We start from the raw sequence: 25,782 nt of genomic DNA, 5'->3' as shown, positions 1-25,782 counted from the left end.
GCCACGTCTTCAGCCACCGAATCAAGCGTACAAAGCCGCGCTTGTCGTTGCTGAATTGGCGAAACTGCTCTCCATGGACGGCCACATCCAGCGTGGCTTTGCTCACATCAATCCCGATCCCAAACATGGCAGAACTCCGCTAGGCTGACAGGGTCGAGAGCTCTCCCCGCTTGCCCAGTCTTATCAGTTCGAGCGCCAACTCAACCAACTGTTCGGGCGGTTCAGGGAGAATCCGGCGTGGGGACCCAAGCTACTTCTCGGTCGCAAGACCTGGATCCACACGGTCGCCCACGCCGGGCTCTCGGCAACCAAGGTGCCAGATCGGCAAGAGATAAGATCCGCGCAAGGCGTGGATGCGCCTCAGTGCCGACCCACGGTCGACCCCTACCGCAGCTGCCGGCCAGCGGCCGGCACTACCCTACTCCGGTTTGTCCGGTGCCCACTGCTTGAGGAAGGCGTCCACCCGCGCGGGCTGGAAGGCTTCGCCCTTGCGCAGCTCAGCAGTGGCCTGCGACACCAGCAGGCCGCCATCGGCGTCCAGCACCAGCAGGTGCGGGTAGTCGCGCTCCATCACCGGGAACTGGGCAAGGAAGGCGGTGTTGGGCTGCTCGTCGCTGGCGTTGACCTTCACCCACACGTAGTGGGCATCGCGGAAGCGACGCAGGTCGCCGTTGCCTTCCACCACGTCGTCCAGCGCCCGGCAGCGCTCACAGGCGGCGTTGCCGACCTCGAGCAGGATGCGCTTCTTGCCGCGCTGGGCTTCCACCTTGGCGGTGGCCAGGTCATCGGCGGGGTCGCGCGCCGGGTCGAACTGCGCGCCGAGCCCGGCGATGGCGGCGATGTCCGCCGCCACCGGGGTATTGCCCGAGGCCACCGGTTCGCTGGGGTCAGCGACCGGTGGCTCGGTGGGGCGGGTATCCAGCGGCTGCGTGGGCTCGGCGGCGGCAGGCGGTTGCGGTTGCGAACAGGCGCCGATCAGCGCCGCACAGACCACCACTACCGCAGTACCGAGCTTGCTACGCATGCCTTCTACCCTCTCATCATCATTTGACGCCGTGCATCAGCTTGTTGATCAGCGGGGCGATCAGGAACAGCACCACGCCGGAGCCGATCAGGGCCCAGAACCCGAAGGTATACCCCTTCAGGGCCGACTCGACCGTCATGCCGCCTTCACCACTGACCACGCCAGCGAAGATGCCCGACAGGTTGTTGCCGATGCCGGTGGACAGGAACCAGCCACCCATGCCAAAGCCGACCAGGCGCACCGGGGCCAGCTTGGTCACCATCGACAGGCCGATCGGCGACAGGCACAGCTCACCGACCGACTGGATGACGTAGACCATGAACAGGGTCCAGAACGGAATCTTGCCGTCCACGACCATCTGCGACAGGGCGAACATCAGCAGGGCGAAGGCGGCGCCGTTGAACAGCAGGCCCAGGCCGAACTTGCGCGGAATGGACGGATTGGCACGGCCCATGGCCACCCAGATCCAGGCGATGACCGGCGCCAGGGTGATGATCGCCACCGAGTTGACCGACTGGAACCATGCAGTGGGGAAGGTCCAGCTGCCGAACTGGCGGTTGACGATGTTCTCGGCCAGGAAGGTGAACGAGCTGCCGGCCTGTTCGAAGAACATCCAGAACATCACGTTGAAGGCGAAGATGATCAGCATGGCGATCACGCGGTCGCGCTGCACCTTGCCCTCGCGGACGCCCTCGACCAGCAGCAGCACGGCCAGGGCGGTGAACATCGCGCCCAGGATCCAGGCCAGCGCGGTGGCGCCGGTGGCCAGCAGGAAGTACGCCACCGGGATGGCGACCACGGCACCGGCCAGCACCATGATGATGCGGCCGAAGCCTTCAGCGCCGGCCGGCGGTGCGCCGATGCCCTTCAGGCCGGCACGACCGATGTAGAACCACACCAGCGAGATCAGCATGCCCACGCCCGAAGCGATGAACACGACCTTGTAGGACGGCATCGCATCGGTACCGAAGACCTTGCGGGCCAGGTACTCGGTCAGCACCGGGGCGATCATCGCGCCGATGTTGATGCCCATGTAGAAGATGGTGAAGCCCGAGTCGCGGCGCTCGTCCTTCAGGCCGTACAGCTTGCCGACCATGGTCGAGATGTTCGGCTTGAACAGGCCGTTGCCGACGATGATCGTGGCCAGGCCTAGCTTGAAGATGTGCTCCTGCGGCAGCGAGATCATGAACAGGCCGGCGGCCATGATGATCGCGCCGGTCAGGATCGAGCGCTGGTAGCCCAGCACCCGGTCGGCCACGTAGCCACCGAAGATCGCCGCGGCGTACACCAGGGCCAGGTAGGCGCCATAGATGCGGCTGGCGTCGCCTTCACCGGCAGCGCTGCCGTTGTAGAACTGGGCGACGATGTACAGCACCAAGGCCCAGCGGATGCCATAGAACGCAAAGCGCTCCCAGAACTCGGTCATGAACAGCATCCACAACGGGCGCGGGTGGCCCAGCGTGGTCTTGAAGTCCGGCAGCGCCGGCTCTGGGGTGTTCGCAGTGGCGTTTAGGCTCATGCGGATTTCCTGGTTCGGTGGATGACGAGCACGTCCGCTGTGCAGTTGGAGCAACGCGCGAGGATCACCGACTTCTGGCGTTCACGTCAAATACACGCCGTTTGAGGCAGGTGCCGGCCTGCTCGCTGAACTTGCATCTGAAACGATCCAGCCAGCGGCCGAGGCCAAGCTGAATGGGGATCAGTCCAGCGCTGAGGGGGGCGCGGCCTGCAGGCTGGTGCGCACCTGGAACAGTTCGGGGAAGAAGGTCAGCTCCAGCGCCTTGGCCAGGAAGCCCACGCCGGACGAGCCGCCGGTGCCGCGCTTGAAGCCGATCACCCGCATCACCGTGCGCATGTGCCGGAATCGCCACAGCTGGAAGGCGGTCTCCAGATCCACCAGGTCCTCGCACAGCGCGTATTCGCGCCAGTAGCGGTCGGTGTCCTGGTAGATGCGCTCGAAGACCGGCTGCAGGGCGTCGTCGGCCACATGCGGCTGGGTCCAGTCATGGGCCTCGTACACCGCCGGCACGGCATGACCGAAGCGCGCCAGGTACTTCAGGAACTCCTCGTACAGGCTCGGTGCCTCCAGCACGGTGCGCAGCTGCGCCTGCCCGGCCGGATCGTGCTCGAACACCTGCAGCATCTGCGCGTTCTTGTTGCCCAGCAGGAATTCGATGTAGCGGTACTGCAGCGACTGGAAGCCCGAGGACGGGCCCAGCACGTCGCGGAAGCCCATGTACTCGGACGGGGTCAGCGTTTCCAGCACCGACCATTGCTCGGTGAGCTGGCGCAGCACCTGCTTGCTGCGGGCCAGCACCTTGCGGCACTGCCACACCTCATCGCGCTGCAGGAAGCCGATCGCCGCACGCAGTTCGTGGCCCAGCAGCTTCAGCCACAGCTCCGAGGTCTGGTGCTGGATGATGAAGAGCATCTCGTCGTGATGCGGCGGACTGGACAACGGCTGCTGCGCGCTGAGCAGCTGGTCCAGCCGCAGGTAACCACCATAGGTCAGGCGGCCCTGCAGGTCGGTGTGGATGCCGGCTTCGAGATCGCGTTGGTTGTTGTCGACGGACATGGGTGCGGCCAGATCGGGGGCGGCAAGGGTAGCGCGTTGCCAGCCGCGCGGGCAGCCGCGCCGTCCATACCGGGGCGTGCGGTGCCCCGTGGAGCATTGGCCGATGCGGGGCCTGCGCGTGGAACCGATCGGGTCGTTGCGCCGGCGGTCAGCCAGAGGCGTATTCTGATGCTTTGCAGCAACGACTGAATACGTTGTTGTTATTGGCCCCCCACCCGCCGGCAGGGGTAAAACAGGGCGTTGCCGTGTTGCGGCGCAGGAAGGCTATTCCGTACGCGTTCCTTAACATGGCGATTCATATCATTTGTAACTTCTCTGTCGAAGGTGCAGTACGCAATGACGGTTGCCGCTGAATTCAAGATCGAATACCTGCAGTACCTGGACGCGGACGGCAAGCTCGTCCGCGATGACCTGCCCGCGTCGCTGCGCGACCCGAAGGTCCTGGTACCGCTGTTCAAGCAGATGCTGTTCGTACGCACGTTCGACAGCAAGTCCATCGCGCTGCAGCGCACCGGCAAGCTGGGCACCTATGCCGCCTGCCTGGGCCACGAAGCCGCGCACGTGGGCATCGGCGCGGCGATGCAGAAGGACGACGTGTTCGCGCCTTCGTACCGCGAGTATGGCGCGATGTTCATGCGGGGCGTGCGCCCGCACGACGTGCTGATGTACTGGGGCGGCGACGAGCGCGGCAACGATTACGGCGGCAACGCGGCCAAGGACTTCCCGTTCTGCGTGCCGATTTCCACCCAGTGCCTGCATGCCGCCGGTGCCGCGCTGAAGTTCAAGCTCAACAAGGAACCGCAGATCGCCGTGGCCGTGTGTGGCGATGGCGGCAGCTCCAAGACCGACTTCTACGCGGCACTGAATTCGGCCGGCGCCTACAAGCTCCCGCTGATCCTGTGCATCGTCAACAACGGCTGGGCCATCTCGGTCCCGCGTTCGGCCCAGACCGGTGCCGAGACGCTGGCACAGAAGGGGTTGGCCGGCGGCCTGCACTGCCTGCAGGTGGACGGCAACGACCTGATCGCCGTGCTGGCGGCGATGGAGCAGGCGCGCGAGCGTGCGCTGGCCGGCGACGGTGGCACGGTGCTGGAACTGATGACCTACCGCCTGTCCGACCACACCACCGCCGACGACGCGCGCCGCTACCGCGACGACGCCGAAGTGAAGGATGCCTGGCAGCGCGAGCCGATGCTGCGCCTGCGCAAGTACCTGATCAACGCCGGCGTGTGGAGCGAGGAAGAAGAAGCCGCGTGGACCGCCGAGTGCGGCGCGCGCGTGGACGAGGAAGTGAACCTTTACCTCAATACGCCGGTGCAGCCGGTCGAGGCGATGTTCGACTTCCTGTATGCCGATCCGCCGCCGGACCTGCTGGCCCAGCGTGCCCAGGCGATCGCCCTGGAGAAGCGCCATGGATGAGATCAAGAACAACGCGCCCGGCGCGCACACCAACGCCGCCGACAGCGCTGCTGTCGCGCGCGGAGATGACAGCATGACCACCACCCCGATCACCCTCATCGAAGCCATCACCCAGGCGCTGGCCTGGGAGCTGGAACATGACCCGTCGGTGCTGGTGCTGGGCGAAGACGTGGGCGTCAACGGCGGCGTGTTCCGCGCCACCGCCGGTCTGCAGCAGCGCTTCGGCTCGGACCGCATCCTCGATACCCCGCTGGACGAGACCACCATCGCCGGCCTGACCATCGGCCTGGCCGCACAGGGCATGAAGCCGGTGGCCGAAGCCCAGTTCGACGGCTTCATGTACCCGATGGTCGACCATATCGTCTGCCACGCCGCGCGCCTGCGCTACCGCACCCGTGGCCGCCTGCACTGCCCGATGGTGCTGCGCGTGCCGTGGGGCGGCGGCATCCGCGCGCCGGAACACCACAGCGAAGCCAACGAGGCGATCTTCACCAACGTGCCGGGCCTGCGCGTGGTGCTGCCGTCCTCGCCGCAGCGCGCCTATGGCCTGCTGCTGGCCGCGATCCGCGAACCGGATCCGGTGATCTACATGGAGCCCAAGCGCATCTACCGCCAGTACAAGGAAGTGGTCGTCAACGACGGTGAAGCCCTGCCGCTGGACGTCTGCTTCGTGCTGCGCGACGGCACCGACGTGACTCTGGTGACCTGGGGCGCGCAGGTGAAGGAAGCGCTGGAAGCGGCCGACAAGCTGGCCGGCGAAGGCATCAGTGCCGAAGTCATCGACGTGGCCACCCTGCGTCCGCTGGACTTCGCCACCATTGCCGAGTCGGTGGCCAAGACCGGCCGCTGCGTGATCGTGCAGGAAGCCCCGAAGACGGCGGGCTTCGGCGCCGAGATCGCCGCGCGCCTGGCCGAGGAATCGATCTACGACCTGCTGGCCCCGGTCGAGCGCGTCACTGGCTACGACACCCACATTCCGCTGTTCCGCCTGGAAATGAAGTACCTGCCGAGCGTCGAGCGGATCGTGGCTGCGGCCAAGCGCGCGGTGGCGGCCGGCTGACATGCGGGCCCGCCTTCTGGGGGCTTACCGCAGCCAGTATCCCAACCCGCTCCGGTTCCACACCGGCCAGATCGTCGAAGTAGGTGTCCGTGACGAGGAATGGCCGGCGTTTGCCTGGGTACGCACCAACGATGGTCGCGCTGGATGGGCGCCCATCGCCTGGTTGCAGCTGCTGGACGAGGGTCGCGCTGAAGCCCTGTGCGACTACGACGCCCGCGAGCTGGATGTGGAAAGCGGCGAGATGGTGAAGCTTCATCACGAACACGGCGGGTGGTGGTGGTCCGAGCGCGCCAATGGCGCGACGGGTTGGCTGCCGGCCCGCGAACTGGAACTGCTGGAAGAGAACTGCAAATGAGCCAGACCAAGAACTTCAACCTGCCCGACCTGGGCGAAGGCCTGCCGGACGCGACCATCGTCGAGTGGTTCGTCAAGGAAGGCGATGTGATCAAGCTGGACGAGCCGCTGGTCTCGATGGAGACCGCCAAGGCCGTGGTGGAAGTGCCCTCGCCGTTCTCCGGCAAGGTGCTGAAGCTGTCCGGCGGGGCCGGCGACATCATCCCGACCGGCTCGGTGCTGGCCAGCTTCGAGCTGGACCCGAACCTGCCGCAGCGCGCCGACGGCCAGGACACCGGCCACAGCCATGGCCACGCAGCACCGGCCGCGCCGGCGGCCGCACCGACCCCGCCGCCGCTGCCGGCTGCGGCCGCTCCGGTTGCCGCCGAGGACGCCAAGCCCGCCGCGGCCGAACGTGATGACGCCGGCACCGTGGTCGGCGCCATGCAGAGCTCCAATGCCGTGCATGCCGAACAGGCGCTGGCCGTCGGTGGCGTCAAGGCCGTGCCGGCCGTGCGTGCGATGGCGCGCAAGCTGGGCGTGGACCTGAGCCGCGTGGCCGCCACCGGCACCGATGGCGCGGTGACCATGGCCGACGTCAAGCAGGCCGCCGCCAACGGCAGCGCCAAGCTCGGCGCTGCTCCGGCGCCGGTCGCTGCCGCTGCGTATGCCGCGCCGGTCCCCGCGCAGGTGTCCGCACCGGTGCAGAGCGAAGCCCGCACCCCGCTGTCTGCCGCCGGCAAGCCGATGCGCACCCAGCCGCCCGGCGTGGTCGCCAAGGGCCAGCCGGAACCGCTGAAGGGCGTGCGCCGCAACATGGCCCGCGTGATGGCCGATGCGCACAGCAAGGTCGTGCCGACCACGCTGAACGACGACGCCGACATCCACGCCTGGCTGCCGGGCAACGACGTCACCGCCCGCCTGGTGCGCGCCATCGTCGTTGCCGCACAGAAGGTGCCGGCGATGAACGCCTGGTTCGACGGCGAAGCACTGACCCGCACCCTGCACGCGCAGGTGGACATCGGCATCGCCGTGGACACCGACGACGGCCTGTTCGTGCCGGCCCTGCGCAATGCCGACATGCTCGATGCACGCGGCATCCGCGAAGGCGTCAACCGCCTGCGCGAGCAGGTGGAATCGCGTTCGATCGCCGCCTCGGAACTGAGTGGCTACACCATCTCGCTGTCCAACTTCGGCATGTTCGCCGGTCGTTACGCAACCCCGGTCGTCGTGCCGCCGTGCGTGGCCATCGTCGGTGCCGGCCGTGCCCGCCACCAGATGACCCCGGTGATGGGCGGCGTGGAAGCGCACAAGGTGATCCCGCTGTCGGTCACCTTCGACCACCGCGCAGCCACCGGCGGTGAAGCCGCCCGCTTCCTGCGCGCGATGATGGACGACCTGGCGCTGGCCAGCTGATCGGCCACCACCTGTGAAACACGAACGCCGGGCATTGCCCGGCGTTTTTTTATGCCCGCTCTACAGAATGCACGCGATCAATCGCGCGCGACCATGCCCTCGGCGCGGCTGTACACACGCAGGCGGTGCCCATCCGGGTCTACCCCGACGAAAGTGTGGCCGAATTCCAATGTCACCGGCGCCTGCAGGATCTCCACACCGAGCGCGCGCCACGCATCGTGCAGCTGCTGCACGACGTCGGGGTTGGCGACGACCATCGCCAGTTCAGCGGCACCGGCCTGCGCGGACACCGGCGGTTGCACGTCGTCGCGTTGCCACAGGCCGAGTGCGGCGCCATCGCCGAGCAGGAACAGGGCAAAGCCGGGCGACTGCTCCACCGGTGGCTTGCCGAGGATGCCGCTGTAGAAGGTGGCGCTGGCGGTAACGTCGCGCACGTACTGCAGCAGGGTGCTGGGCTTGAACATGGGGAAGCTCCGTTGTTGGGAGCGATCATGGTGGTACGGCCCTGCTGACAGATTCTGTCAGCAGCGTCGAGCGTGCTCGACTGCTGTTGCCTTGGTGGAGGTCGAGCTTGCTCGACTGCTGTTCGCGTGCGAAGGCCGCCCTCCCCCAAGAGGCAGGAAGCAGAACGCAGAAGCAGTCGAGCGGGCCCGACGCTACGAACGGTCCAGCCAGTCCGGTGCGATGCCCTGTGCCTTCTGCCAGCGCCGCAGCAGGGTGGCACGCGGCACCCTATAGTGCTCCTCCAGCACCCGCACCTGGCGGATGCGGTCCAGCCGGAAGCGGCGGAAATCCTCGCGGCGCTCACACCAGGCCGCCAGCATCGGCACTTCATCGAAGTAGCCCAGCGCGAACGGCCAGACGATCCGTTCGCTGCGCTGTCCCTGCGCATCCTGGTAGCCGAACTGCAGGCGCTGCTGCGAACCCACGGCTTCGCGCACGGCCTGCAGGCGTGCCGCCGGCACCTTGGCCGCAGCACGCGATGGGCCAACGCGCAGGCCGCTGTCACGCAGGGCCTCGCGGCGCGCCACGGGCAATACGTGCGCGATGCGCGCCAGGGCGTCACGTGCAGCCTCGGCCAGCGCCGGCTCGGTGCGCGCCGCGACCCAACGCAGTCCCAGCACCAGCGCGTCGATCTCGGCCGGTGGCAGGGTCATCGGCGGCAGGGTATCGCTGGGGGCCAGCAGGTAACCGACGCCGGCCTCGCCGCGCAGGTCGGCGCCCTGCTCGCGCAGGGTTTCGATATCGCGGTACAGCGTGCGCAGGCTGATACCCAGCGCATCGGCCAGCGCCTGCCCCGCCACCGGTCGCCGATGGCGGCGCAGCAGCTGCTGCAGCTGGTTCAGGCGGAGCGCACGCGACATCAGCCGACCAGCGCGCGGGATGCCACCACGTGTTCGCCCGGATGCGGGGCCAGTGCGGCCTCGACCAGCGCCCGGGCGATCTCACCCGCCGGATTGATCCGCCATGACCGCGGCAGCACTGGTCCCAGCGCGCCCAGCACCGACAGCGCCCATCGCTCTCCGCGCCGGACTTCGTTGCGTTCGCCGCCGATCAAGCCCGGCCGGACCAGGGTCAAAGAGGCAAAGCCCAGCGCACGCAGGTCACGTTCCAGCTCGCCCTTGACCCGGCTGTAGAAGATCAGTGACTGCGGATTGGCACCGGCGGCGGAATTCAGTGCGAAGGCGCGGGCGCCCTCGGCCCGGGCAAGACGGGCAAACGCCATCGGGTAGCCGTGGTCGATGCGACGGAAGGCTTCCCGGCTGCCGGCCTGGGCCAGGGTACTGCCCAGCGCGCAGATCACCGCGTCCACGCGGGCCCACGCCGGTGCATCGGGCAGCGCATCGAACTGCAGCACCGGCGCGTGCAGCTTCGGATCACACAGCGCCAGCGGCCGTCGGGTGGGCGCCACGACGGCGCGGCAGCGCGGGTCATCCAGCAACATCGGCAGGACCTGCCCACCTACCAGGCCGGTCGCCCCCAGCAGCATCACGCGCATCCCCACCTCCACTACGGCATCCTGTCGCCCATCCTAGCCGTTCAAGCCCTCGGCGGCCGCGCCGATATGCTGGAACCAGACCCTGCCAGCCCCAGGATTCGCTCGATGACGGACCAGCCCGATCCCCGCCCTGCACCCGGCACCGCCCTTGGGCCACCGGCACGCGTGCGCGCGGCGGCGGACGACGGCCGGGGTGATCGTGTGGTGCTGCAGGGCGGCGGTGGCGTGGCGCTGCAGCAGCTGTTCGCCGGGGCCGACGCGCCGGAGCCCCTGCTGGCCGCGTTCGCCAACGGCATGGCCACCCTGCCCGGCGAACTGGGCGACATGGGTGACCGCCTGCAATCGGCGCAGGCCAGTGCCGATTGGCCGCGCTACGGGCGCGCGATGCGGCAGCTGATCGACAAGTACATCCGTACCATCGAGCAGCATTCGCCGGACGGGCAGCCGGAAAGCCTGCGCCTGTCCGAGCAGCTGCGGCTGCTGTTGGGCGGCGCGGTGGTGGCGCTGCTGCAGCATGACCCGGACCTGCGCGAGCAGGCGCAGGCGCTGGCCGTGCGCCTGCGCCAGTGGCAACCGGGTACCGCGCTGGAGCCGATCGAGCAGGGGGTGCGCGAGCTTGGCCACCAGGTCGGCGTGCGCGCCGAGAGCTGGCAGGAGCAGCAGGCGCTGCTGCTGGAGCTGTTCGCGCTGCTGCTGGAGAACGTGAGCGAGCTGCTGGATGACCGCAGCTGGCTGCAGGGCCAGATCGCCGCAGTACGGCAACTGCTGGACGGGCCGTTGGAAGCCGAAGCGGTCGAGCGCACCCGCGCCGAACTGCGCGAAGTGATCTACAAGCAGGGCCTGCTGCGCCAGGGCATCGACGATTCGAAGGCAGCCATGCGCGGGTTGATGGGCGAGTTCATCGAGCGCATGGATGGCATGGCCACCAGTACCGGCGAATACCATGACCGCATCGGCAGCTACGCGCTGCAGCTGCGCGAGGCACGCAGCATCGCCGACCTCAACCAGCTGCTGCAGGACGTGATGCGCGACACCGGCAAGGTGCAGCAGCAGGCTGCGCAGGCCCGCGATCATCTGGCCAACGCGCGGCAGGAGGTGGAACGTGCTGAGCAGCGCATTGCCGAGCTGGAGCAGGAGCTGCGCGCGGCCGGTGACCTGGCGCGCATCGATCCACTGACCCAGGCGCTGAACCGCCGTGGCCTGGACGAACTGCTGCAACGCGAGCTGGCCCGTGCCGCACGCAACAACGCACCCCTGGGCGTGGCGGTGATCGACCTGGATGATTTCCACCAGACCAACGATGCACACGGCCATGCCGGTGGCGACGCGCTGCTGCAGCACCTGGTGGCCGTGTGCAAGCTGCTGCTGCGGGCGACCGATGGCATCGCACGGCTGGGCGGCGACGAGTTCGTGCTGGTGCTTCCGGAAACCCAGGCGGCCGACAGCATGGCCACCGTGCAGCGCCTGCAGCGCTCGCTGGCCCATCGCGTGCTGACCGTGCAGGACCGCCGCGTGCCGGTGCACTTCAGCGCCGGCCTGTCGCAATGGCAGCCCGGCGATGATGCCGAGGCCCTGCTGCGGCGTGCGGATGACGCGTTGTATGCGGCCAAGCGACAGGGCAAGAACCGCGTGCAGGCAGGGTGATCGTGGAATGGAGCCAGATCCCTTTCCCAACGGAAAAGGCATCTGGCCCCGAGGGTCCACGGGCTTACTTGCCGCGCAGCTTCTGGAAGCCGGTCACTGCCGCCAGCACGATGGCACCGGCGATGATGCCCACCACCATGTTGCCGGCCGCACTGACCAGCCAGCCCCACTGGCCCTGGCCGCCCAGCGCCTGCACCGCGTGGTGCAGCGCCGGCACGTTGTGGACCAGGATGCCGCCGCCGACCAGGAACATGGCGATGGTGCCGGCCACCGACAGGAACTTCATCAGCCACGGTGCCGAGGCCACCAGACCACGACCGAAGGCGGCGATGGCGCCGCCTTTGCGCGACAGGTACAGGCCGACGTCGTCGAGCTTGACGATGCCGGCCACCAGTCCATAGACGAACACCGTCATCGCCAGCGCCACCACGGCCAGGGTGATCACCTGGTTGGTGAACGGAGCGGTGGCGACCACGCCCAGCGTCAGCACGATGATCTCGGCCGACAGGATGAAGTCGGTACGGATCGCGCCCTTCACCTTGTCCTTCTCCCACGCGACCATGTCCACCTGCGCGTCGGCCAGCGCCTTGCGCCGCTCGGCCAGGCGCTCGGCATCGTCCTCGGAGGAATGCAGGAAACGATGCGCCAGCTTCTCCACGCCCTCAAAGCACAGGAAGGCACCGCCGATCATCATCAACGGCACGATCAGCGGCACGTTCCAGCCACGGCCGTGCAGCCAGGCTTCCAGCGCACTGATCGCCAGTGCCGCCGGTACCAGGATCACCTTGTTGAGCAGCGAGCCCTTGGCCACCGCCCACACCACCGGCAGTTCGCGGTTGGCGTTGACCCCGGTGACCTGCTGCGCGTTCAGCGCCAGATCGTCGCCGAGCACGCCGGCGGTCTTTTTCGCCGCGACCTTGGTCAGGATCGAGACATCGTCGAGCAGGGTGGCGATATCGTCGAGCAGGGCGAACAGGCTGGCACCGGCCATGGGGCGTCCAAGAAAGGGGATGAGCGGATTCTGACCGATCCGGTGTGGACTGCGGAAGACGCCGGATTCACCGCGTGCCCACCGCCGCCCGGCGACACTGGGAAACCCGGTAGTACCGGCCGCTGGCCGGCCGCCGCACAGTTTCGGACATTGCCGGCCAACGGCTGGCGCTACCTGTCTTCGTCGCATGGGAGTTCCGCTTGAGCAATCCGTCCGCCGCCAATGGCAATCCCCCGCTGGTCAAAGGCATGAACCGGCGCAGCCAGATCCTGCGCCTGCTGATGCGCTATCGCCACTCGGGCGTGTTCTCGGGCATGAACCTGGATGCGGCAAGCAGCCAGGCCGACGTACCCGCCGACGGCAATCCGGAGCAGTTCGTCAGCGACCTGGAAGCCCTGGGGCCGACCTTCGTCAAGCTGGGCCAGATGCTGTCCACGCGGCCGGACATGGTGCCGGTGGAGTTCGCCACGGCGCTGGAGCGCATGCAGGAGAAGGTGGCGCCGATCCCCGTCGAGCGCATCCACGCGATCATCGAGCAGGAACTGGGCGTAGGGGTGAACAAGCTGTTTGCCTCGTTCGATCCCGAGCCGTTGGGCTGTGCGTCGATCGCGCAGGTGCATCGCGCGGTGCTGCACGATGGCCGCCAGGTGGCGGTGAAAGTACAGAAGCCCGAAGTGGCCGCGCAGCTGCGCTCGGACCTGGAGGCACTGCGCAGCTTCGCGCTGGCCGCCGACCACCTGACCCAGGTGGGCCGCCGCGTGCGGTTGCGCGACTGGCTCAACGAGTTCGCCAAGACCCTGATGCAGGAGCTGGATTACCACGCCGAGGCCGAAAACCTGGCGCGCTTCGGACGGCACCTGCGGCCGTTCCGCCGGCTGTGGGTGCCGCAGCCGGTCTGGGACTACAGCAGCCAGCGCGTGCTGACGATGGAGCTTGCCACCGGCGTGCGCGTGGATGCGATCTCCGGCGTACGCCGCACCGAGCAGGACATGGACCCGTTGGCGGCCGCGCTGATCCGCGGCTACCTGGACCAGATCTTCGTGCATGGCGAGATCCATGCAGACCCGCACCCGGGCAACCTGAGGGTGATGCCCGATGGCCGGCTGGCGATCTTCGACCTGGGCATGGTCGCGCACATGCCACCGCGCCTGCGCGAGCGTCTGCTGAAGATCCTGTTCGCGGCGGTCGACGGCCGTGGCGAGGAAGTGGCCGATGACCTGATCAGCATCAGCACGCGGCTGGAGGCCTTCGATGAAGAGCGCTACCTGCGCGAAACCGGCCAGCTGATCGCGCGCTATGCGGCCAGTGGCAGCTTCTCCGAAGGCCGCGTGGTGCTGGACATGGTGCGCATCGCCACGGCCTGCGGCCTGCGCACCCCGCCGGAATTGAGCCTGCTGGGCAAAGCGCTGCTCAACCTGGAAACGGTGTGCCGGCTGCTGGCACCGGAGCTGGATACCCGCCGCATCGTCGAGCGCCAGCTGCAGCACGTGATGCGCGCGCGCCTGAAGAAGTCGCTGTCCGCGGCCAACATCGCCAGCGAAGCGATGGAAATGCAGCAGCTGCTGCGCGATGGCCCCCGCAAGCTGTCGGACATCATGGCGCTGCTGGCCGAGAACCGCCTGCAGATGAAGGTGACCGGGCTGGAAGAATCACGGCTGATGGAAAACCTGCAGAAGATCGCCAACCGTGTGGCGGCCGGCATCATCAGCGCGGCACTGATCATGGCCGCCGCGTTGATGATGAAGATCGACACGGGCTGGCACCTGTTCGGCTATCCCCTCATCGCGCTGGTGCTGCTGATGATCGGCGTGGTGCTGGGCCTGGGCATCGTGACCAGTGCATTGCTGTTTGATCGTCGCGCACGCGCACGCGAGGAGCGCGGGCACCGCTAGTGCATTGGCGAAACAGCCGTATTCATGCGCTTTTTAATGCAATCCAACGCAGCCTTTCACGCTCGTTTTACCTTGTGAGCGCCATTGCGCGCGCGTCATTTCAACAAACATTTCAGTCAGGTTCGTGCATGCACTATCGGGTCATCGGCCTGTCATCTGCATGTGCTTGCGGCAGCGCCGGTCGGATGGACACGCGTCGGTACGACGTCCATCACCACCACCCCGTCACTGCCGAAGCTGCCTATGCTCTGGATACTGCTGCTGTCGTTGTTGCTGCTGTGCTGGTTGTTCCTCGCCTCCGACCGGTGGGTGTGGTGGAAGGCCGGTGCGTTTTCGCTGCTGCTGCTCCTGCTCAGCGCGTGGTGGCTGATCGACAAGCTGTCCGGTGACGGGCTCAACGCCGCCACCCTGTACCACCTCGGCGCCGACATGGAAGGCGCCGGTATCGCAGACTTCAAGGGCTACATCGCCGGCTTCGTGGTGCTTGCACTGGTCTCGCTGCTGCCGCTGTTTGCCACGCGGGTGAAGCGCTGGCGCCGGCCGGGCCACGGTGGCGGCTGGTTTGCCGGCTTCGCCGTTGTCTGGATCGCAACGATCCTGATCAGCCCACTGGCCCGCGATGGCCAGCGCCTCTACCAGCAGCTGCGCCCGGTCGATTTCGCCCGCATCGCCCCCGAGTACCAGGTGCCGACGCAGCCGCTGCAGCACCCGCGCAACATCGTCTGGATCTACGGTGAAAGCCTCGAACGCACCTACCTGGACGAAGCCGTGTTTCCCGGGCTGATGCCCAACCTCAACCGCCTCGCCAGCCAGTCGCTGGATGTGCGGGGCCTGGCCTCGGCCGAAGGCAGTGGCTGGACCATCGCCGGCCTGGTCTCATCGATGTGCGGCGTGCCGCTGACCACTTCGCAGGGCGATGAAAACAGCATGGACCGCATGGGCAGTTTCCTGCCCAAGGCGGTGTGCCTGGGCGACTACCTGAAGCAACAGGGCTACACCAACCATTATCTGGGCGGCGCCAACGGCCAGTTCGCCGGCAAGGGCCAGTTCCTGGCCAGCCATGGCTTCGACGAAGTGCATGACCTGGCGTGGTTCAAGCAGCAGAAGAAGATCGGCCGCATCCACTACTCGGCCTGGGGCGTGCACGACGACGTGCTGCTCGATACCGCCTACCAGCGCTTCGAGCAGCTCTCGCGTGCCGGTTCTCCGTTCATGCTGACCACGCTGACCATGGACACCCACCATCCGGCGGGACACCTGCCGGTATCGTGCAAGGGCGAGCGCTACCAGAGCGGCTACGGCAACATCGGCCTGCTCAATGCACTCAAGTGCACCGACCGGCTGATCTCGCAGCTGGTCGAGCGCATCCAGGCCAGTCCGTATGGCAAGGACACGCTGATCGTGATCGCCTCCGACCACCTGGCGATGCCCAACGACCTCAGCCACGTGCTGGCCAAGCAGAAGCGCGAGAACCTGCTGCTGTTCCTCGGCGAGGGCGTGGCGCCGCGCCAGCTGGCGGTGGACGACGGTTCGACGCTGGATTCCGGCGCCACCCTGCTCAGCCTGCTGGACCCGAAACTGCGGACCATGGGCTTTGGCCGCTCGCTGCTGGATGAAACGCGCGCGCCGAGTGCCAGCGTGGCCGCGCGCCGCGACGGCGGCCGCGACTACTCGCAGTACCTGGCGTTCGCCCGTTCGCTGTGGCTGGGCGAACCGACCCGCGAACTGAAGATCGATGGCGATGACCAGGTCGTGGTTGGCCTGCAGCACGTGCAGCCGCCGGTGCTGCTGGAGTACGACAAGGACTGGGGGCTGAAGTCGGTATATCTGGAAAATACCTCGCGCCAGTTCGATGACGCGGATCCGGACAACACGCTGGCCTATGTTGATCGCTGCACCGCGTTCGAGGACGGCTCGGCCGACGGCGACTGGTGTGCGCTGCTCGTCAACCGCGACAACGGCATCAAGCTCTACCGCGACGACGACCTGCGCGGTGGCATCGCGGTGGATGCACCGCTGGATGCATTCCAGGGCCCGCGCCCGAGCGTGCGCCAGGCGCACATGATCACCCAGAAGGGGCGCCGCACCCGCGCCGGCCAGTACATGCTGCAGCTGGTGGCGAGCACGCGCCCGGATCGTGGCTTCTGGATCGAAGCGGTGTCCTCGCAGCGCAAGGTGGTGCTGGCCCAGCAGTGGGTGCAGCCTGATGCCAACGGCAAGATCAACGTCTCCTTCGGGCTGGACCACGAAGTGGATGATCTGGAAATCCGCGCGTGGCTGAACCATGCCGAGAAGCTGGCGGTGGATACGTTCGCCCTGGTGCCCTCGCGCAGCCGACCACGGGGGTAAGGGTTCCTGGCAGGGCTGCGCCCTGCACCCGCGGTAGTGCCGGCCGCTGGCCGGCACGCTCCGGACCCACCCCGCCCTCGACAGCGTTCCGCGATCTGCCGGATGCTCGTGGGGTCAGATCCGTTTTCCGGAGGCAAACGGATCTGACCCCAGCACACTGTTGCTGCTGAGTTTGCCGGCCAGCGGCCGGCACTACTGCGGGTCGCGGGTGATGTGGATATCGGTCGGCGTCGACAACGGGATGTTCCGCTCGGCCAGGATCTGCAGCAGGCTGAAGTACAGATCGCTGCGGGTGGCATAGACCTGTCGCGGGCTGGCCACGTAGGCGAAGCTGTTGATGGTGATCTGGCCCCCGCCGATGCTGTCGATGTACACCGTCGGCGCGGGCTGCTTCAGCACATTGGTATGTGCGCCGTAGGCCTCCAGCAGCGCCTCGCGCAGGGAGCCGACATCGGTACTGGGCGGCACCGCGAACTGGATCTGGATGCGGCCCTGGTTGTTGCCCATCGTCATGTTGCGCACGGTCTTGGTGACCAGCTCGGAGTTGGGCACGATCAACGTCGACTTGTCGCCCACCTGGATCTCGGTCGAACGCAGGCTGATGCGGCGGATGTCGCCCTCCTGGTCGCCCAGCTTCACCCAATCACCGATCTTCACCGGCCGCTCGGCCAGCAGGATCAGGCCGGAGACGAAGTTCTGGGTGATCACCTGCAGGCCGAAACCAATACCCACCGACAGCGCGCTGACCAGCAACGCGAGCTTGCTCAGCTGCAGGCCCATGGCCGACAGCGCCCAGATCACCGCGATGATGATGCCCACGTAACGGGCAACGGTACTCACCGAATTGCGTGCGCCCAGGTCCAGCTCGGTCTTGGGCAGGTAGGTGTCGGTCAGCCAGCGCTGGACCAGCTGGGTGATTGCCAGGCCGGCCAGCAGCACCAGCACCGCCAGCACGATCCGCACCGGCTCCAGTTTCGTGCCACCGACATCGAATCCCGAGGTGAACAGCGAAAAGAAGCGCTCGACCACCGCACCGATGTTGCCGAACGGCGCCACCAGCGCCAGCAGTGCCAGCAGCACCACGATCGTGCGCAGCGCGGCCGACAGCAGCACGCCGGCCTGTTCCAGCCGCGACACGCTCAGGCCGGTGCTGAGCAGGATGGTCTGGCCGACCTTGCTGTCGGCGTTGAGCATCCAGGTGCTCAGGTCATCGACGAACTTGAACAGCAGGGTCGCGGCCAGCACCACGATGCTGCCGCCGATCAGCTGCTGGTTCACGAACTTTGCAAGATTCAGGTAGCCCAGCAGGGTCGCGACGATGGCCGCCACCACCGCGATGTTGCCCGCCACCCGCGCCAGTACCAGCCAGCTGCTGCGCCGCACCGGCGTACTTGCCCCGAGGCCGTCGGCCTGCGCCTCCAGCTTGGCTTCGGCCTCGGCGGTCTGCCGGCGGTGCAGGCGCGCCAGGGTCACCAGCATGGCCATGATCAGGCCGAGGTAGGTCAGGGCAATCAGGCCGTCCAGCGCAACGGTGGTGACGTCGCTGGTGCGCGTGGCCTGATCGAGCGCGACCAGCACCGTACTCAGCCAGGCCAGCGCCGCCGCGCCCCAGGCGTACTTGCGCAGCTTCAGCGCGGCGGTGTCATCCAGGTTCAACAGCCGCCATGACGGGCGCTTGGGCACCAGCATGCAGGCACTGAGCGCGGCAATGAAGGCCGCGCGGAAGGTGGCGGTCTCCAGGCCGTCCGCCACCACCTGCAACCGTGGCGCGATCCCGTCGATGGCATCCAGTGCCGCCATCAGCACCACTACGGCATAACCCGGCAGCAGCGTGCCCACCAGCAACAGCCACATGGCCAGGCCGGAGCGGCGCAGGCGGCCGTCAGGGGCGCGCTCGGACGCGGCAAACCGCCGCCCCAGCGCGCGCAGCCACAGCCGCAGCGGGAACATCATCACCAGCGCAGCCAGCAGGCCCAGCAGCGGCGTGCCCCATCCATGGCTGCGGATGCCGGCGGCCAGCGCATCGCGTCCCTGCTGGGCCAACGGCGCAACACGGGCGATATCGATCGGCAGGCGCTCGGCCACCTTGCTCCACAACGCCGGCGACAGCGGCGAGGCGACCTTCTGGCCCAGCTCTTCAGTACGTTGCGCGGTGCGCTGCTGCTCGATATCGGTGGCCAACTGCTGCGCGCGCACGGCAGTGGCCTTGGCCTGCACCACCGAAGCGGCCAGGCCGTCGCGCTGCTTGGTGAGGGTGCGCCGCTGCGCCGCCAGCTCCGGCGGCTCAGTGGCCCCCTCGGCCGGCGTGCCCAGCTGCACCAACTGCTCGTTGAGGCGGTCCAGCTGTGGCTGCAGTGCCTTTTCCAGCGCCTCGGCGTCGCGCCGTGCCTGCGAGGCATTCTCGGACAGCATCGCCAGTGTCTCGGTGGCTTCCGCATCGCCACGCTTGCGCTCGACGTCCTTCAGGCTCGCATCGATGTCCGCCAGCTGCTGCTTCGGCGTAGGGTCCTCATCCTGCGCCAGTACGGGTGCGGACAGCAGGAAGGCAGTGCACAGCAGCAGGACCCACCAGGGCCCCCGTGCACGGATCGCTCGCAGGAAGAAAGACACGCCAGACACACCGGTTCGCGCGGACCACCGCGCCTGCGCGCGACTATACGGCAGAGGCGGTAAAGGGCGGATGCGCGGCAGCAGCGGCCTCGGGCCGCTCGACCGCCCCATCGGCAGTCCTCAGTACTTCAGGCGCAGCTCTTCCACCGTCGGCTGTTGCAGCGCATACCAGTCCTGGAACTCCTCCTCGGTGATCTCATCGGGCGCATACACCGCCACCGGATGCCAGTCATGGTCGGTCGGCAGTGGCTGGCGCGGGCCGGCACGCAGGCTGTAGCTGACGCCCTCGTAGTCGACCAGGTCATCGACCTGCGGCCACTGTTCGCGCGCGAACGCGGATTCACTCTTCAACAGGATCACCTGGTACATCGGCACCTCCACCTCGGTTGGATCAGGGAAACACGGCGCTGGCGGCAGGATACCGCCGCGCCGGTGACAACGTGCACGCCGCCGGGGCGACGCAACGTTCTGGACGTGGCCATCGCCCCGGCTTCACCCGCCCATGGCAGGGCCATCGGCATCGTGGAGGCCCACCCCCGCCCCGACTGCCGATGACCGACCACCCGCCGCTGAAGACCGTCGCCGACCTCAAGCTGCCGCGCTACCTGGGCACCTGGTACGAGATCGCACGCCTGCCGATGCGCCACGAGCCGGAAGGCTGCACCGACGTATCGGCGCACTACACCCTGCTCGACAACGGCAATGTCGGCGTCACCAACCGCTGCCGCATGGATGGCGAGATCGAAGAAGCTACCGGCGAGGCCTGTGCCGTCGACAACGACAGCGCGCGGCTGGAGGTCAGCTTCCTGCCCAAGGGCCTGCGCTGGCTACCGTTCGCCAAGGGCGACTACTGGGTGATCCAGGTCGCCCCGGACTACAGCGTGTCGCTGGTCGGCAGCCCGGACCGCAAGTACCTGTGGCTGCTGGCGCGCGAGCCGCGCCTGGATGCGACCGTGCAGGACCATTATCTGGCCGCAGCGCGCCTGCAGGGCTTCGATCTGTCCGAACTGATCCAGACCCCGCACACCGGCCACCCCACCGCCTGAGCACCTGTCGCATGGACCTGAAAAGTGGCTACCCCTGGTGGGCGGTGCGCAACGGGCTGCTGCAGGCCTTTCCCCCGCTGGAGCAGGATCTGCGCTGCGACGTGCTGGTGGTCGGTGGCGGCGTCACCGGTGCGCTGATCGCCGACGCGCTGTCCCACCACGGCCACGAGGTGGCCGTGATCGAGCAGCGCGACATCGGCTGGGGCAGCACGGCCGCGAGCACCGCGCTGCTGCAGTACGAGATCGACACCCACCTGCTGGAACTGGCCCAGCGCTATGGCAACGATGCTGCCGCCCTGGCCTACCTGGCCTGTGCCGATGCAATCCCGGCACTGGGTGAAGTGGCGCGTGGGCTGAAGGACGTGGATTTCCGGCAGATGGACAGCCTGTACCTGGCCAGCCGGCGGCGCGACGTGCCGCGCCTGATGGCCGAGGGTGCTGCGCGCCGTGATATCGGACTGGACGCCCGCTGGCTGGACCGGGAGGCGCTGCGCGAACGCTTCGACGTGGATGCGGGCGGCGCCCTGCTGACCCGCCAGGCGGCCCGGGTCGACCCCTACCGCCTCACCTACGGCCTGCTCCAGCGGCTGCGTCGCCGCGGTGGCCACGTGCACGACCGCACCGTGCTGCATACGCTCAAGCCCAGCGCTCAGGGCGTAACCGCGATGACCGAGGCCGGCGCCACGGTCCGTGCCCGCCACGTGGTCCTGGCCATGGGCTACGCCAACCAGCACTGGCTGGAACAGCGGGTCGCGCGCAACCGCAGCAGCTATGCCTTCATCACCGATCCGATCGATGCGGACGTACTGGGCCGGCTGCAGCGCACGATGGTGTGGGAGAGCGCACGCCCGTACCTGTACCTGCGCGTCACCGGTGACCGCCGCCTGCTGGTGGGTGGCCTGGACGACGCCATCGATATCCCGGCGCGGCGCGACCGGCGCGTGCAGCGCAAGGCCGACAAGCTGATGGATCAGCTCCTGCACTGGTTCCCGCGGCTGGACCCGGTGCCCGCCTTTTCCTGGGCCGGCACCTTCGCCGAAACCGCCGACGGCCTGCCCTTCTTCGGCCCGCACGCGCAGTGGGGGCCGCGGGTCCATTTCGCCATGGCCTACGGCGGCAACGGCATCACTTATTCGATGATCGGCGCCCAGCTGCTGCGGGCCCGGATCGAGCGGCGCAGGCATGCGCTGGAAAGGCTGTTCGGGTTCGGGCGGTTGTGACCTGCAGCCGGCCGCGGCCGGCTCTACCCCAATCCGGCGCCGACAGGCATCATTCAAGCAACCCCTGCTAGCGTCGGCCTGTACCGCCGCGTGTTGCGTGGCCACCTGTCCGCTGGAGCGCCGTCATGATCCGCCCCCTGACCCTGCTGCTGTGCCTGGCCCTGCCGGGAACCGTGCTGGCCCAGTCCGCCGCTGGCGCCACTGCGCCGCAGGCCGCTGGCCTGGACCTGACGCTGCCGCAGGCGCCGATGCGCTACCTCAACGACCCGGCCCTGCAGCAGGACCCGCCCGGCACCTATTACGGTGACAAGAGCGGGCCGCGCGTGCACGACGATGCGAAGATCGCCGACGTGACCGACGACAAGGTCAAGGTGTCCGGCAGCTTCACCACCGGCATCGGCTATTCGAAGAACGGTGGCAACAGCCACTACAACGCGGCCACGCTGAACCTCAGCAAGAACTACACCACCGATGAGGGCAAGACCCATGGGGTCAACCTCAACATCCACGTGAGTGAGGGCAAGGGCCCGGGCTTCTTCGGCCCGTATGGCGGCTACTACGGCCGCGGGCCGGGCTGGGATTACCCGCCGCCGTACGGCTGGTAAGGCCCGCGCCAGGCCTGGGCCGACCAAGGTCGGCTGCTACCGCTGCGTACGCTTGGTAGGTGTCGACCTTGCATGTGCCGGTGGGTGTCGACCTGGGTCGACACGCTCTGCATTCCGTGCCGGCCTGCGGCCGTCCCCTGCCCGCGCGCGAATCAATCCAGCCAGCCATCGCGCTCGCTGTGCAGGATGCGGCCGTCGTAGCCGCTCAGGCGCACTTCCACCTTCTGGTTGCGGGCATTGCGGGCTTCCAGCGACCAGGTCGCCCCGTCGCGCTCCAGCGAATGGATCTCGCGCAGGCCATGCGCCTGTGCGCGTGCCAGTACCTGCTCGGTGGTCAGCAGCGTGCGGCCGCTGTGCTCATCGAAGATCTCGCCGGTCTTCGGGTCCACGTAGACCTCGCTGAAACGGCCATCGGCACGGCTCACGTCGGCCTCCCACAGGCCGTCATCGCGTTCGATCTCGTGGATCTGGGTGTAGCCGGCCTTGCGCAGGGTCTGTTCGACCTGGGCCATGCCCAGCGGTGCGGCCTGTGCGGCCGGTGCAATGGCCAGCAGGGCAACGGTGGCGAGGGTGAGCGACTTCAACATGGGGGTTCTCCTGTTCGTATTCGTGGCCGGACCATCCCGGCAACGCCACGATGCATGCCATGGCTAACAGCGCCTTAGGCGTGGCTGTTAGCCGGCTGTTAGTCATCCGCGCCACACTCGCGCCTGTACCCCTCTTTCCTTACGTACCCGCATGCTCGCCACCCTGCCCCTGCTGCTGGCCCTGGCCAACGCCCCGACCGCCGCCGCGCCCGTGCAGGATCCGGCGCAGCAGGTCGCGCGTCGCGCCGTGCAGCAGGGCCGCTACGTGCCGCTGGAAAGCGTGGTGCGCGATGCGCTCAAGCGCTACCCGGGCCAGCTGCTGGAAGTGGAGCTGGACGACGGCGTCTACGAAGTGGAGATCCTGCGCGGCGACGGCGTGGTGGTGGAGCTGGACTATGATGCGCGCAGCGGAAAGCTGCTGAAGACGGAGCTCGACGACTGATGCGCATCCTGTTGGCCGAAGACGATGCCGCACTGGCACAACGGTTGGTGCCGCTGCTGGAGCAGGCTGGTTATGTGGTGGAGGTGGTTGCCGATGGTCGCCAGGCCGAGGAGATCGGCCAGATCGAAGACCTGCAGGCCGCCATCGTCGACCTCGGCCTGCCCGGGCTGGACGGACTGAGCGTGATCGAGCGCTGGCGCGGCAATGGCCGCGGCTTTCCGGTGCTGGTACTGACCGCGCGCGGGCGCTGGCACGACAAACTGGCCGGCTTCGACGCCGGTGCCGACGATTACCTCACCAAGCCATTCCAGGCCGACGAACTGGTGCTGCGCCTGCGCGCCCTGATCCGCCGCAGCCATGGCCACGCCAGCCCGCGCCTGCACTGCGGCCCGCTGCAGCTGGACGTCAATGCCGGCCGCTTTGAACTGGATGGGCAGGCGCTGCCCCTCAGCCCGCAGGAGTTCCGCCTGCTCAGCTATTTCATCCACCACAGCGGGCAGGTGATCGGCCGCGACCGCTTGGGCGAACAGGTGTTCGACGGCGGCCATGACCCGGACTCCAACGCACTGGACGTGCTGCTCGGACGGGTTCGCCGCAAGCTCGGCACCGACCTGATCCAGACCGTGCGCGGCCAGGGCTGGCGGCTGGCTGCGCCATGAACCGGCAACCGTCGCTGCGACGGCGCCTGCTGCTGGCCGGCGGCGTCGGCCTGCTGCTGGTCTCGCTGCTGGCCAGCGCGCTGCTGGGCGAGCTGTTCAAGCGCAGCGCGCGCGACCGCCTCGACCACGAACTGCAGCAGGACATGCTGACCCTGCTGGCACAGGCCGAAGTGGATGCGGACGGGCAGCTGCGCCTGCGCCAGGAACCCAATGACGCACGCTTCCAGCGCGTGTTCTCCGGTGCCTACTGGCAGATCGCCGGTACCGATGGCCGCGTGCTGCTGCAGTCACGCTCACTGTGGGATGAAAGTCTACCGACGCCGGCTGCCGGCCCGGCCACGCGCAATCTGCCCGGACCGTTGCAGCAATCCCTGCGCGCACGGGTGCAGCAGGTGCGCCTGCCACGCGCCAGCGAACCGTTGGTAGCCGTGGTCGCCACCGATCGCAGCGCGCTGGATGCGGATGTCGCCGCGTTCCGCAAGCGCACCGCCATCGCCCTGGGTCTGCTGGTCGCGGCGTGGCTGGCGGTGCTGGCCAGCCAGGTGCGCTTCGGCCTGCGCCCGCTGCATCGCCTCGGTGCGCAGCTGGAACAGGTACGGCGCGGCGATGCGCAGCGCATCGATACGCAGGGACTGGGCGCGGAGGTCGCACCGCTGGGTGAAGAACTCAACGCGCTGCTGGACCACCAGCAGCGCATGGTCGCGCGTGCGCGCACCAGTGCACAGGATCTGGCGCATGCGCTGAAGACACCACTGAGCGTACTGGCCACCGAGGCCGACGGCGACGGTACGCACTGGCGCGCCACCCTGCGCGAGCAGAGCGCACGCATGCAGGCCAGTGTCGACCGTTACCTGGCTGCAGGACTGGCAGCCGACCATCGCCAGCGCACCGACGTGGCGGCCGTGGCACAGGCGCTGTGCCAATTGATGGCACGCGTGCATGGCGAGCGCAGCATTGCGTTCACGGCGGAAGGCATCGACCCGGCGTTGCAGTTCGCCGGTGCCAGTGCGGACCTGGAGGAGATGCTGGGCAACCTGTTGGACAACGCCGGGCGCTGGGCGCGGCAGCAGGTCACTGTCGAAGCGGAAACCAGCGAAGGGCAGCTACGCATCGAAGTGCGCGACGACGGTCCCGGCCTGGCTGCGGACGCCCTGGAACAGGTCACCCAGCGCGGCGTGCGGCTGGATGAGCGCGAGGGCAGCAGCGGGTTTGGGTTGGCGATCGTAGGGGACATCGCCGCCAGTTATGGCGGGCGCCTGGCGCTGGAGAATGCACAGCCGGGCCTGCGTGCAACGTTGTGGTTGCCGGTGGCGTGACGCAGCCAACCCAACGGTGGGTAGTGCCGGCCGCTGGCCGGCAACCACGCGGTCACCGGGAACGCCCTGCGGAAGCCGGCCAGCGGCCGGCTCTACCAAGCGCCAATCCTACCGGTCGCCGTACACCCGGTAGGCGTCAACATCGGCCAACCCAACGATGGGTAGTGCCGGCCGCTGGCCGGCAACCACGTGATCACCGGGAACGCCCTGCGAAAGCCGGCCAGCGGCCGGCTCTACCAAGCGTCAATCCGACCCGTCTCCGTACACCCGGTAGGCGTCGGCATTGGCCAACCTGACGATGGGTAGTGCCGGCCGCTGGCCGGCAACCCGGAACGCCCAGCGGAAGCCGGCCAGCGGCCGGCTCTACCAAGCGGCAACCGACCGGTCGCCGTACGCCCCGTAGGCGTCGACATTGGCCAACCCAACGATGGGTAGTGCCGGCCGCTGGCCGGCAACCACGTGATCACCGGGAACACCCAGCGGAAGCCGGCCAGCGGCCGGCTCTACCAAGCGGCAATCCGACCGGTCGCCGTACACCCGGTAGGCGTCGACATTGGCCAACCCAACGGTGGGTAGTGCCGGCCGCTGGCCGGCA

At 67.9% G+C, this 25,782-nt stretch carries 22 protein-coding genes and 3 pseudogenes; 13 read left to right on the top strand and 12 right to left on the bottom strand.

Annotated features, from left to right (window positions below; all coding sequences use genetic code 11):
* The 4 genes and pseudogenes from BLS66_RS20550 to BLS66_RS09965 all read right to left on the bottom strand — a co-directional run.
* Positions 1-127, bottom strand: a pseudogene (locus BLS66_RS20550) (IS110 family transposase); the annotation flags it as partial.
* 291 nt (positions 128-418) lie between these two features.
* Positions 419-1,024 (bottom strand): thioredoxin family protein, encoded by a 606-nt coding sequence (locus BLS66_RS09975; protein WP_049468051.1) that lies wholly within the window; start codon positions 1,022-1,024, stop codon positions 419-421.
* Between the two features lie 19 nt (positions 1,025-1,043).
* Entirely contained in the window at positions 1,044-2,543 is a 1,500-nt protein-coding gene (locus BLS66_RS09970; RefSeq protein WP_049468052.1) for a peptide MFS transporter, read from the bottom strand.
* Positions 2,544-2,723: 180 nt separating this feature from the next.
* Positions 2,724-3,599 (bottom strand): tryptophan 2,3-dioxygenase, encoded by an 876-nt coding sequence (locus BLS66_RS09965; protein ID WP_049468053.1) that lies wholly within the window; start codon positions 3,597-3,599, stop codon positions 2,724-2,726.
* A gap of 336 nt (positions 3,600-3,935) precedes the next feature.
* Here BLS66_RS09965 and pdhA point away from each other — a divergent pair, with 336 nt between their 5' ends.
* Genes pdhA through BLS66_RS09945 form a run of 4 tightly spaced genes read left to right on the top strand, consistent with a single transcriptional unit; the run spans position 3,936 to position 7,827 of the window.
* Entirely contained in the window at positions 3,936-5,018 is a 1,083-nt protein-coding gene (gene pdhA, locus BLS66_RS09960; RefSeq protein ID WP_014038763.1) for a pyruvate dehydrogenase (acetyl-transferring) E1 component subunit alpha, read from the top strand.
* Positions 5,011-6,078, top strand: a complete 1,068-nt coding sequence (locus tag BLS66_RS09955) for an alpha-ketoacid dehydrogenase subunit beta (protein WP_049468055.1) — start codon at positions 5,011-5,013, stop codon at positions 6,076-6,078. The genes pdhA and BLS66_RS09955 overlap by 8 nt, the downstream gene beginning before the upstream one ends.
* 1 nt (position 6,079) lies before the next feature.
* Positions 6,080-6,433, top strand: coding sequence for an SH3 domain-containing protein (locus BLS66_RS09950; RefSeq protein ID WP_005411349.1), 354 nt, complete (start codon positions 6,080-6,082; stop codon positions 6,431-6,433).
* Positions 6,430-7,827: a dihydrolipoamide acetyltransferase family protein gene (locus BLS66_RS09945; protein ID WP_074725781.1), complete on the top strand. Its 1,398-nt coding sequence runs from the start codon at positions 6,430-6,432 to the stop codon at positions 7,825-7,827. The genes BLS66_RS09950 and BLS66_RS09945 overlap by 4 nt, the downstream gene beginning before the upstream one ends.
* Before the next feature lie 77 nt (positions 7,828-7,904).
* On the opposite strand, the gene BLS66_RS09940 is transcribed toward BLS66_RS09945, so the two are convergent.
* The 3 genes from BLS66_RS09940 to BLS66_RS09930 form a co-directional block, all read right to left on the bottom strand.
* Complete coding sequence (locus BLS66_RS09940; RefSeq protein WP_074725780.1) at positions 7,905-8,291, bottom strand: VOC family protein; 387 nt, start codon at positions 8,289-8,291, stop codon at positions 7,905-7,907.
* A gap of 192 nt (positions 8,292-8,483) precedes the next feature.
* Positions 8,484-9,191, bottom strand: coding sequence for a helix-turn-helix transcriptional regulator (locus BLS66_RS09935; RefSeq protein WP_074725779.1), 708 nt, complete (start codon positions 9,189-9,191; stop codon positions 8,484-8,486).
* On the bottom strand, positions 9,191-9,826 hold the full coding sequence (locus BLS66_RS09930) for a Rossmann-fold NAD(P)-binding domain-containing protein (RefSeq protein ID WP_074725778.1): 636 nt from the start codon (positions 9,824-9,826) through the stop codon (positions 9,191-9,193). Before BLS66_RS09930 ends, BLS66_RS09935 begins: the two co-directional genes overlap by 1 nt.
* Before the next feature lie 105 nt (positions 9,827-9,931).
* Here BLS66_RS09930 and BLS66_RS09925 point away from each other — a divergent pair, with 105 nt between their 5' ends.
* On the top strand, positions 9,932-11,470 hold the full coding sequence (locus BLS66_RS09925) for a GGDEF domain-containing protein (RefSeq protein WP_049468064.1): 1,539 nt from the start codon (positions 9,932-9,934) through the stop codon (positions 11,468-11,470).
* A 64-nt stretch (positions 11,471-11,534) separates the two neighbouring features.
* Here BLS66_RS09925 and BLS66_RS09920 read toward each other — a convergent pair whose 3' ends face one another.
* Positions 11,535-12,461, bottom strand: a complete 927-nt coding sequence (locus tag BLS66_RS09920) for a DUF808 domain-containing protein (protein ID WP_074725777.1) — start codon at positions 12,459-12,461, stop codon at positions 11,535-11,537.
* A gap of 245 nt (positions 12,462-12,706) precedes the next feature.
* Here BLS66_RS09920 and BLS66_RS09915 point away from each other — a divergent pair.
* Positions 12,707-14,353, top strand: a pseudogene (locus BLS66_RS09915) (ABC1 kinase family protein); the annotation flags it as partial.
* A 243-nt stretch (positions 14,354-14,596) separates the two neighbouring features.
* Complete coding sequence (locus BLS66_RS09910) at positions 14,597-16,702, top strand: phosphoglycerol transferase I (RefSeq protein ID WP_074725776.1); 2,106 nt, start codon at positions 14,597-14,599, stop codon at positions 16,700-16,702.
* Positions 16,703-16,894: 192 nt separating this feature from the next.
* On the opposite strand, the gene BLS66_RS09905 is transcribed toward BLS66_RS09910, so the two are convergent.
* Entirely contained in the window at positions 16,895-19,321 is a 2,427-nt protein-coding gene (locus BLS66_RS09905; RefSeq protein WP_074725775.1) for a DUF3772 domain-containing protein, read from the bottom strand.
* Between the two features lie 111 nt (positions 19,322-19,432).
* Complete coding sequence (locus BLS66_RS09900; protein WP_006474562.1) at positions 19,433-19,681, bottom strand: hypothetical protein; 249 nt, start codon at positions 19,679-19,681, stop codon at positions 19,433-19,435.
* A 182-nt stretch (positions 19,682-19,863) separates the two neighbouring features.
* Between BLS66_RS09900 and BLS66_RS09895 the strand changes: the two genes are divergently transcribed.
* The 3 genes from BLS66_RS09895 to BLS66_RS09885 all read left to right on the top strand — a co-directional run bounded on the left by BLS66_RS09895 (position 19,864) and on the right by BLS66_RS09885 (position 22,183).
* The gene (locus BLS66_RS09895) at positions 19,864-20,358 is read left to right on the top strand and encodes a lipocalin family protein (RefSeq protein WP_057494340.1); all 495 of its coding nucleotides are present in this window, start codon (positions 19,864-19,866) and stop codon (positions 20,356-20,358) included.
* 11 nt (positions 20,359-20,369) lie between these two features.
* A complete protein-coding gene (locus tag BLS66_RS09890) occupies positions 20,370-21,578 on the top strand; it encodes an NAD(P)/FAD-dependent oxidoreductase (RefSeq protein WP_074725774.1) in 1,209 nt (402 codons plus the stop codon).
* A gap of 125 nt (positions 21,579-21,703) precedes the next feature.
* Positions 21,704-22,183, top strand: a complete 480-nt coding sequence (locus BLS66_RS09885) for a hypothetical protein (RefSeq protein WP_014038776.1) — start codon at positions 21,704-21,706, stop codon at positions 22,181-22,183.
* A 152-nt stretch (positions 22,184-22,335) separates the two neighbouring features.
* Here BLS66_RS09885 and BLS66_RS09880 read toward each other — a convergent pair whose 3' ends face one another.
* Positions 22,336-22,770 (bottom strand): PepSY domain-containing protein, encoded by a 435-nt coding sequence (locus BLS66_RS09880; RefSeq protein ID WP_049461647.1) that lies wholly within the window; start codon positions 22,768-22,770, stop codon positions 22,336-22,338.
* 151 nt (positions 22,771-22,921) lie between these two features.
* On the opposite strand from BLS66_RS09880, the gene BLS66_RS09875 reads away from it, so the two are divergent.
* The 3 genes from BLS66_RS09875 to BLS66_RS09865 are packed head-to-tail and all read left to right on the top strand — an operon-like array spanning position 22,922 to position 25,187.
* Positions 22,922-23,212, top strand: a complete 291-nt coding sequence (locus tag BLS66_RS09875) for a PepSY domain-containing protein (RefSeq protein ID WP_057494342.1) — start codon at positions 22,922-22,924, stop codon at positions 23,210-23,212.
* Complete coding sequence (locus tag BLS66_RS09870; RefSeq protein ID WP_074725773.1) at positions 23,212-23,871, top strand: response regulator transcription factor; 660 nt, start codon at positions 23,212-23,214, stop codon at positions 23,869-23,871. The genes BLS66_RS09875 and BLS66_RS09870 overlap by 1 nt, the downstream gene beginning before the upstream one ends.
* Positions 23,868-25,187, top strand: a complete 1,320-nt coding sequence (locus BLS66_RS09865) for a sensor histidine kinase (protein ID WP_074725772.1) — start codon at positions 23,868-23,870, stop codon at positions 25,185-25,187. Before BLS66_RS09870 ends, BLS66_RS09865 begins: the two co-directional genes overlap by 4 nt.
* A 363-nt stretch (positions 25,188-25,550) precedes the next feature.
* On the opposite strand, the pseudogene BLS66_RS20840 reads toward BLS66_RS09865, so the two are convergent.
* Positions 25,551-25,782, bottom strand: a pseudogene (locus BLS66_RS20840) (hypothetical protein); the annotation flags it as partial.

The sequence above is a fragment of the Stenotrophomonas pavanii genome, from assembly GCF_900101175.1.
Classification (GTDB): domain Bacteria; phylum Pseudomonadota; class Gammaproteobacteria; order Xanthomonadales; family Xanthomonadaceae; genus Stenotrophomonas; species Stenotrophomonas pavanii.
This window is presented reverse-complemented; position numbering and strand designations above follow the sequence as displayed.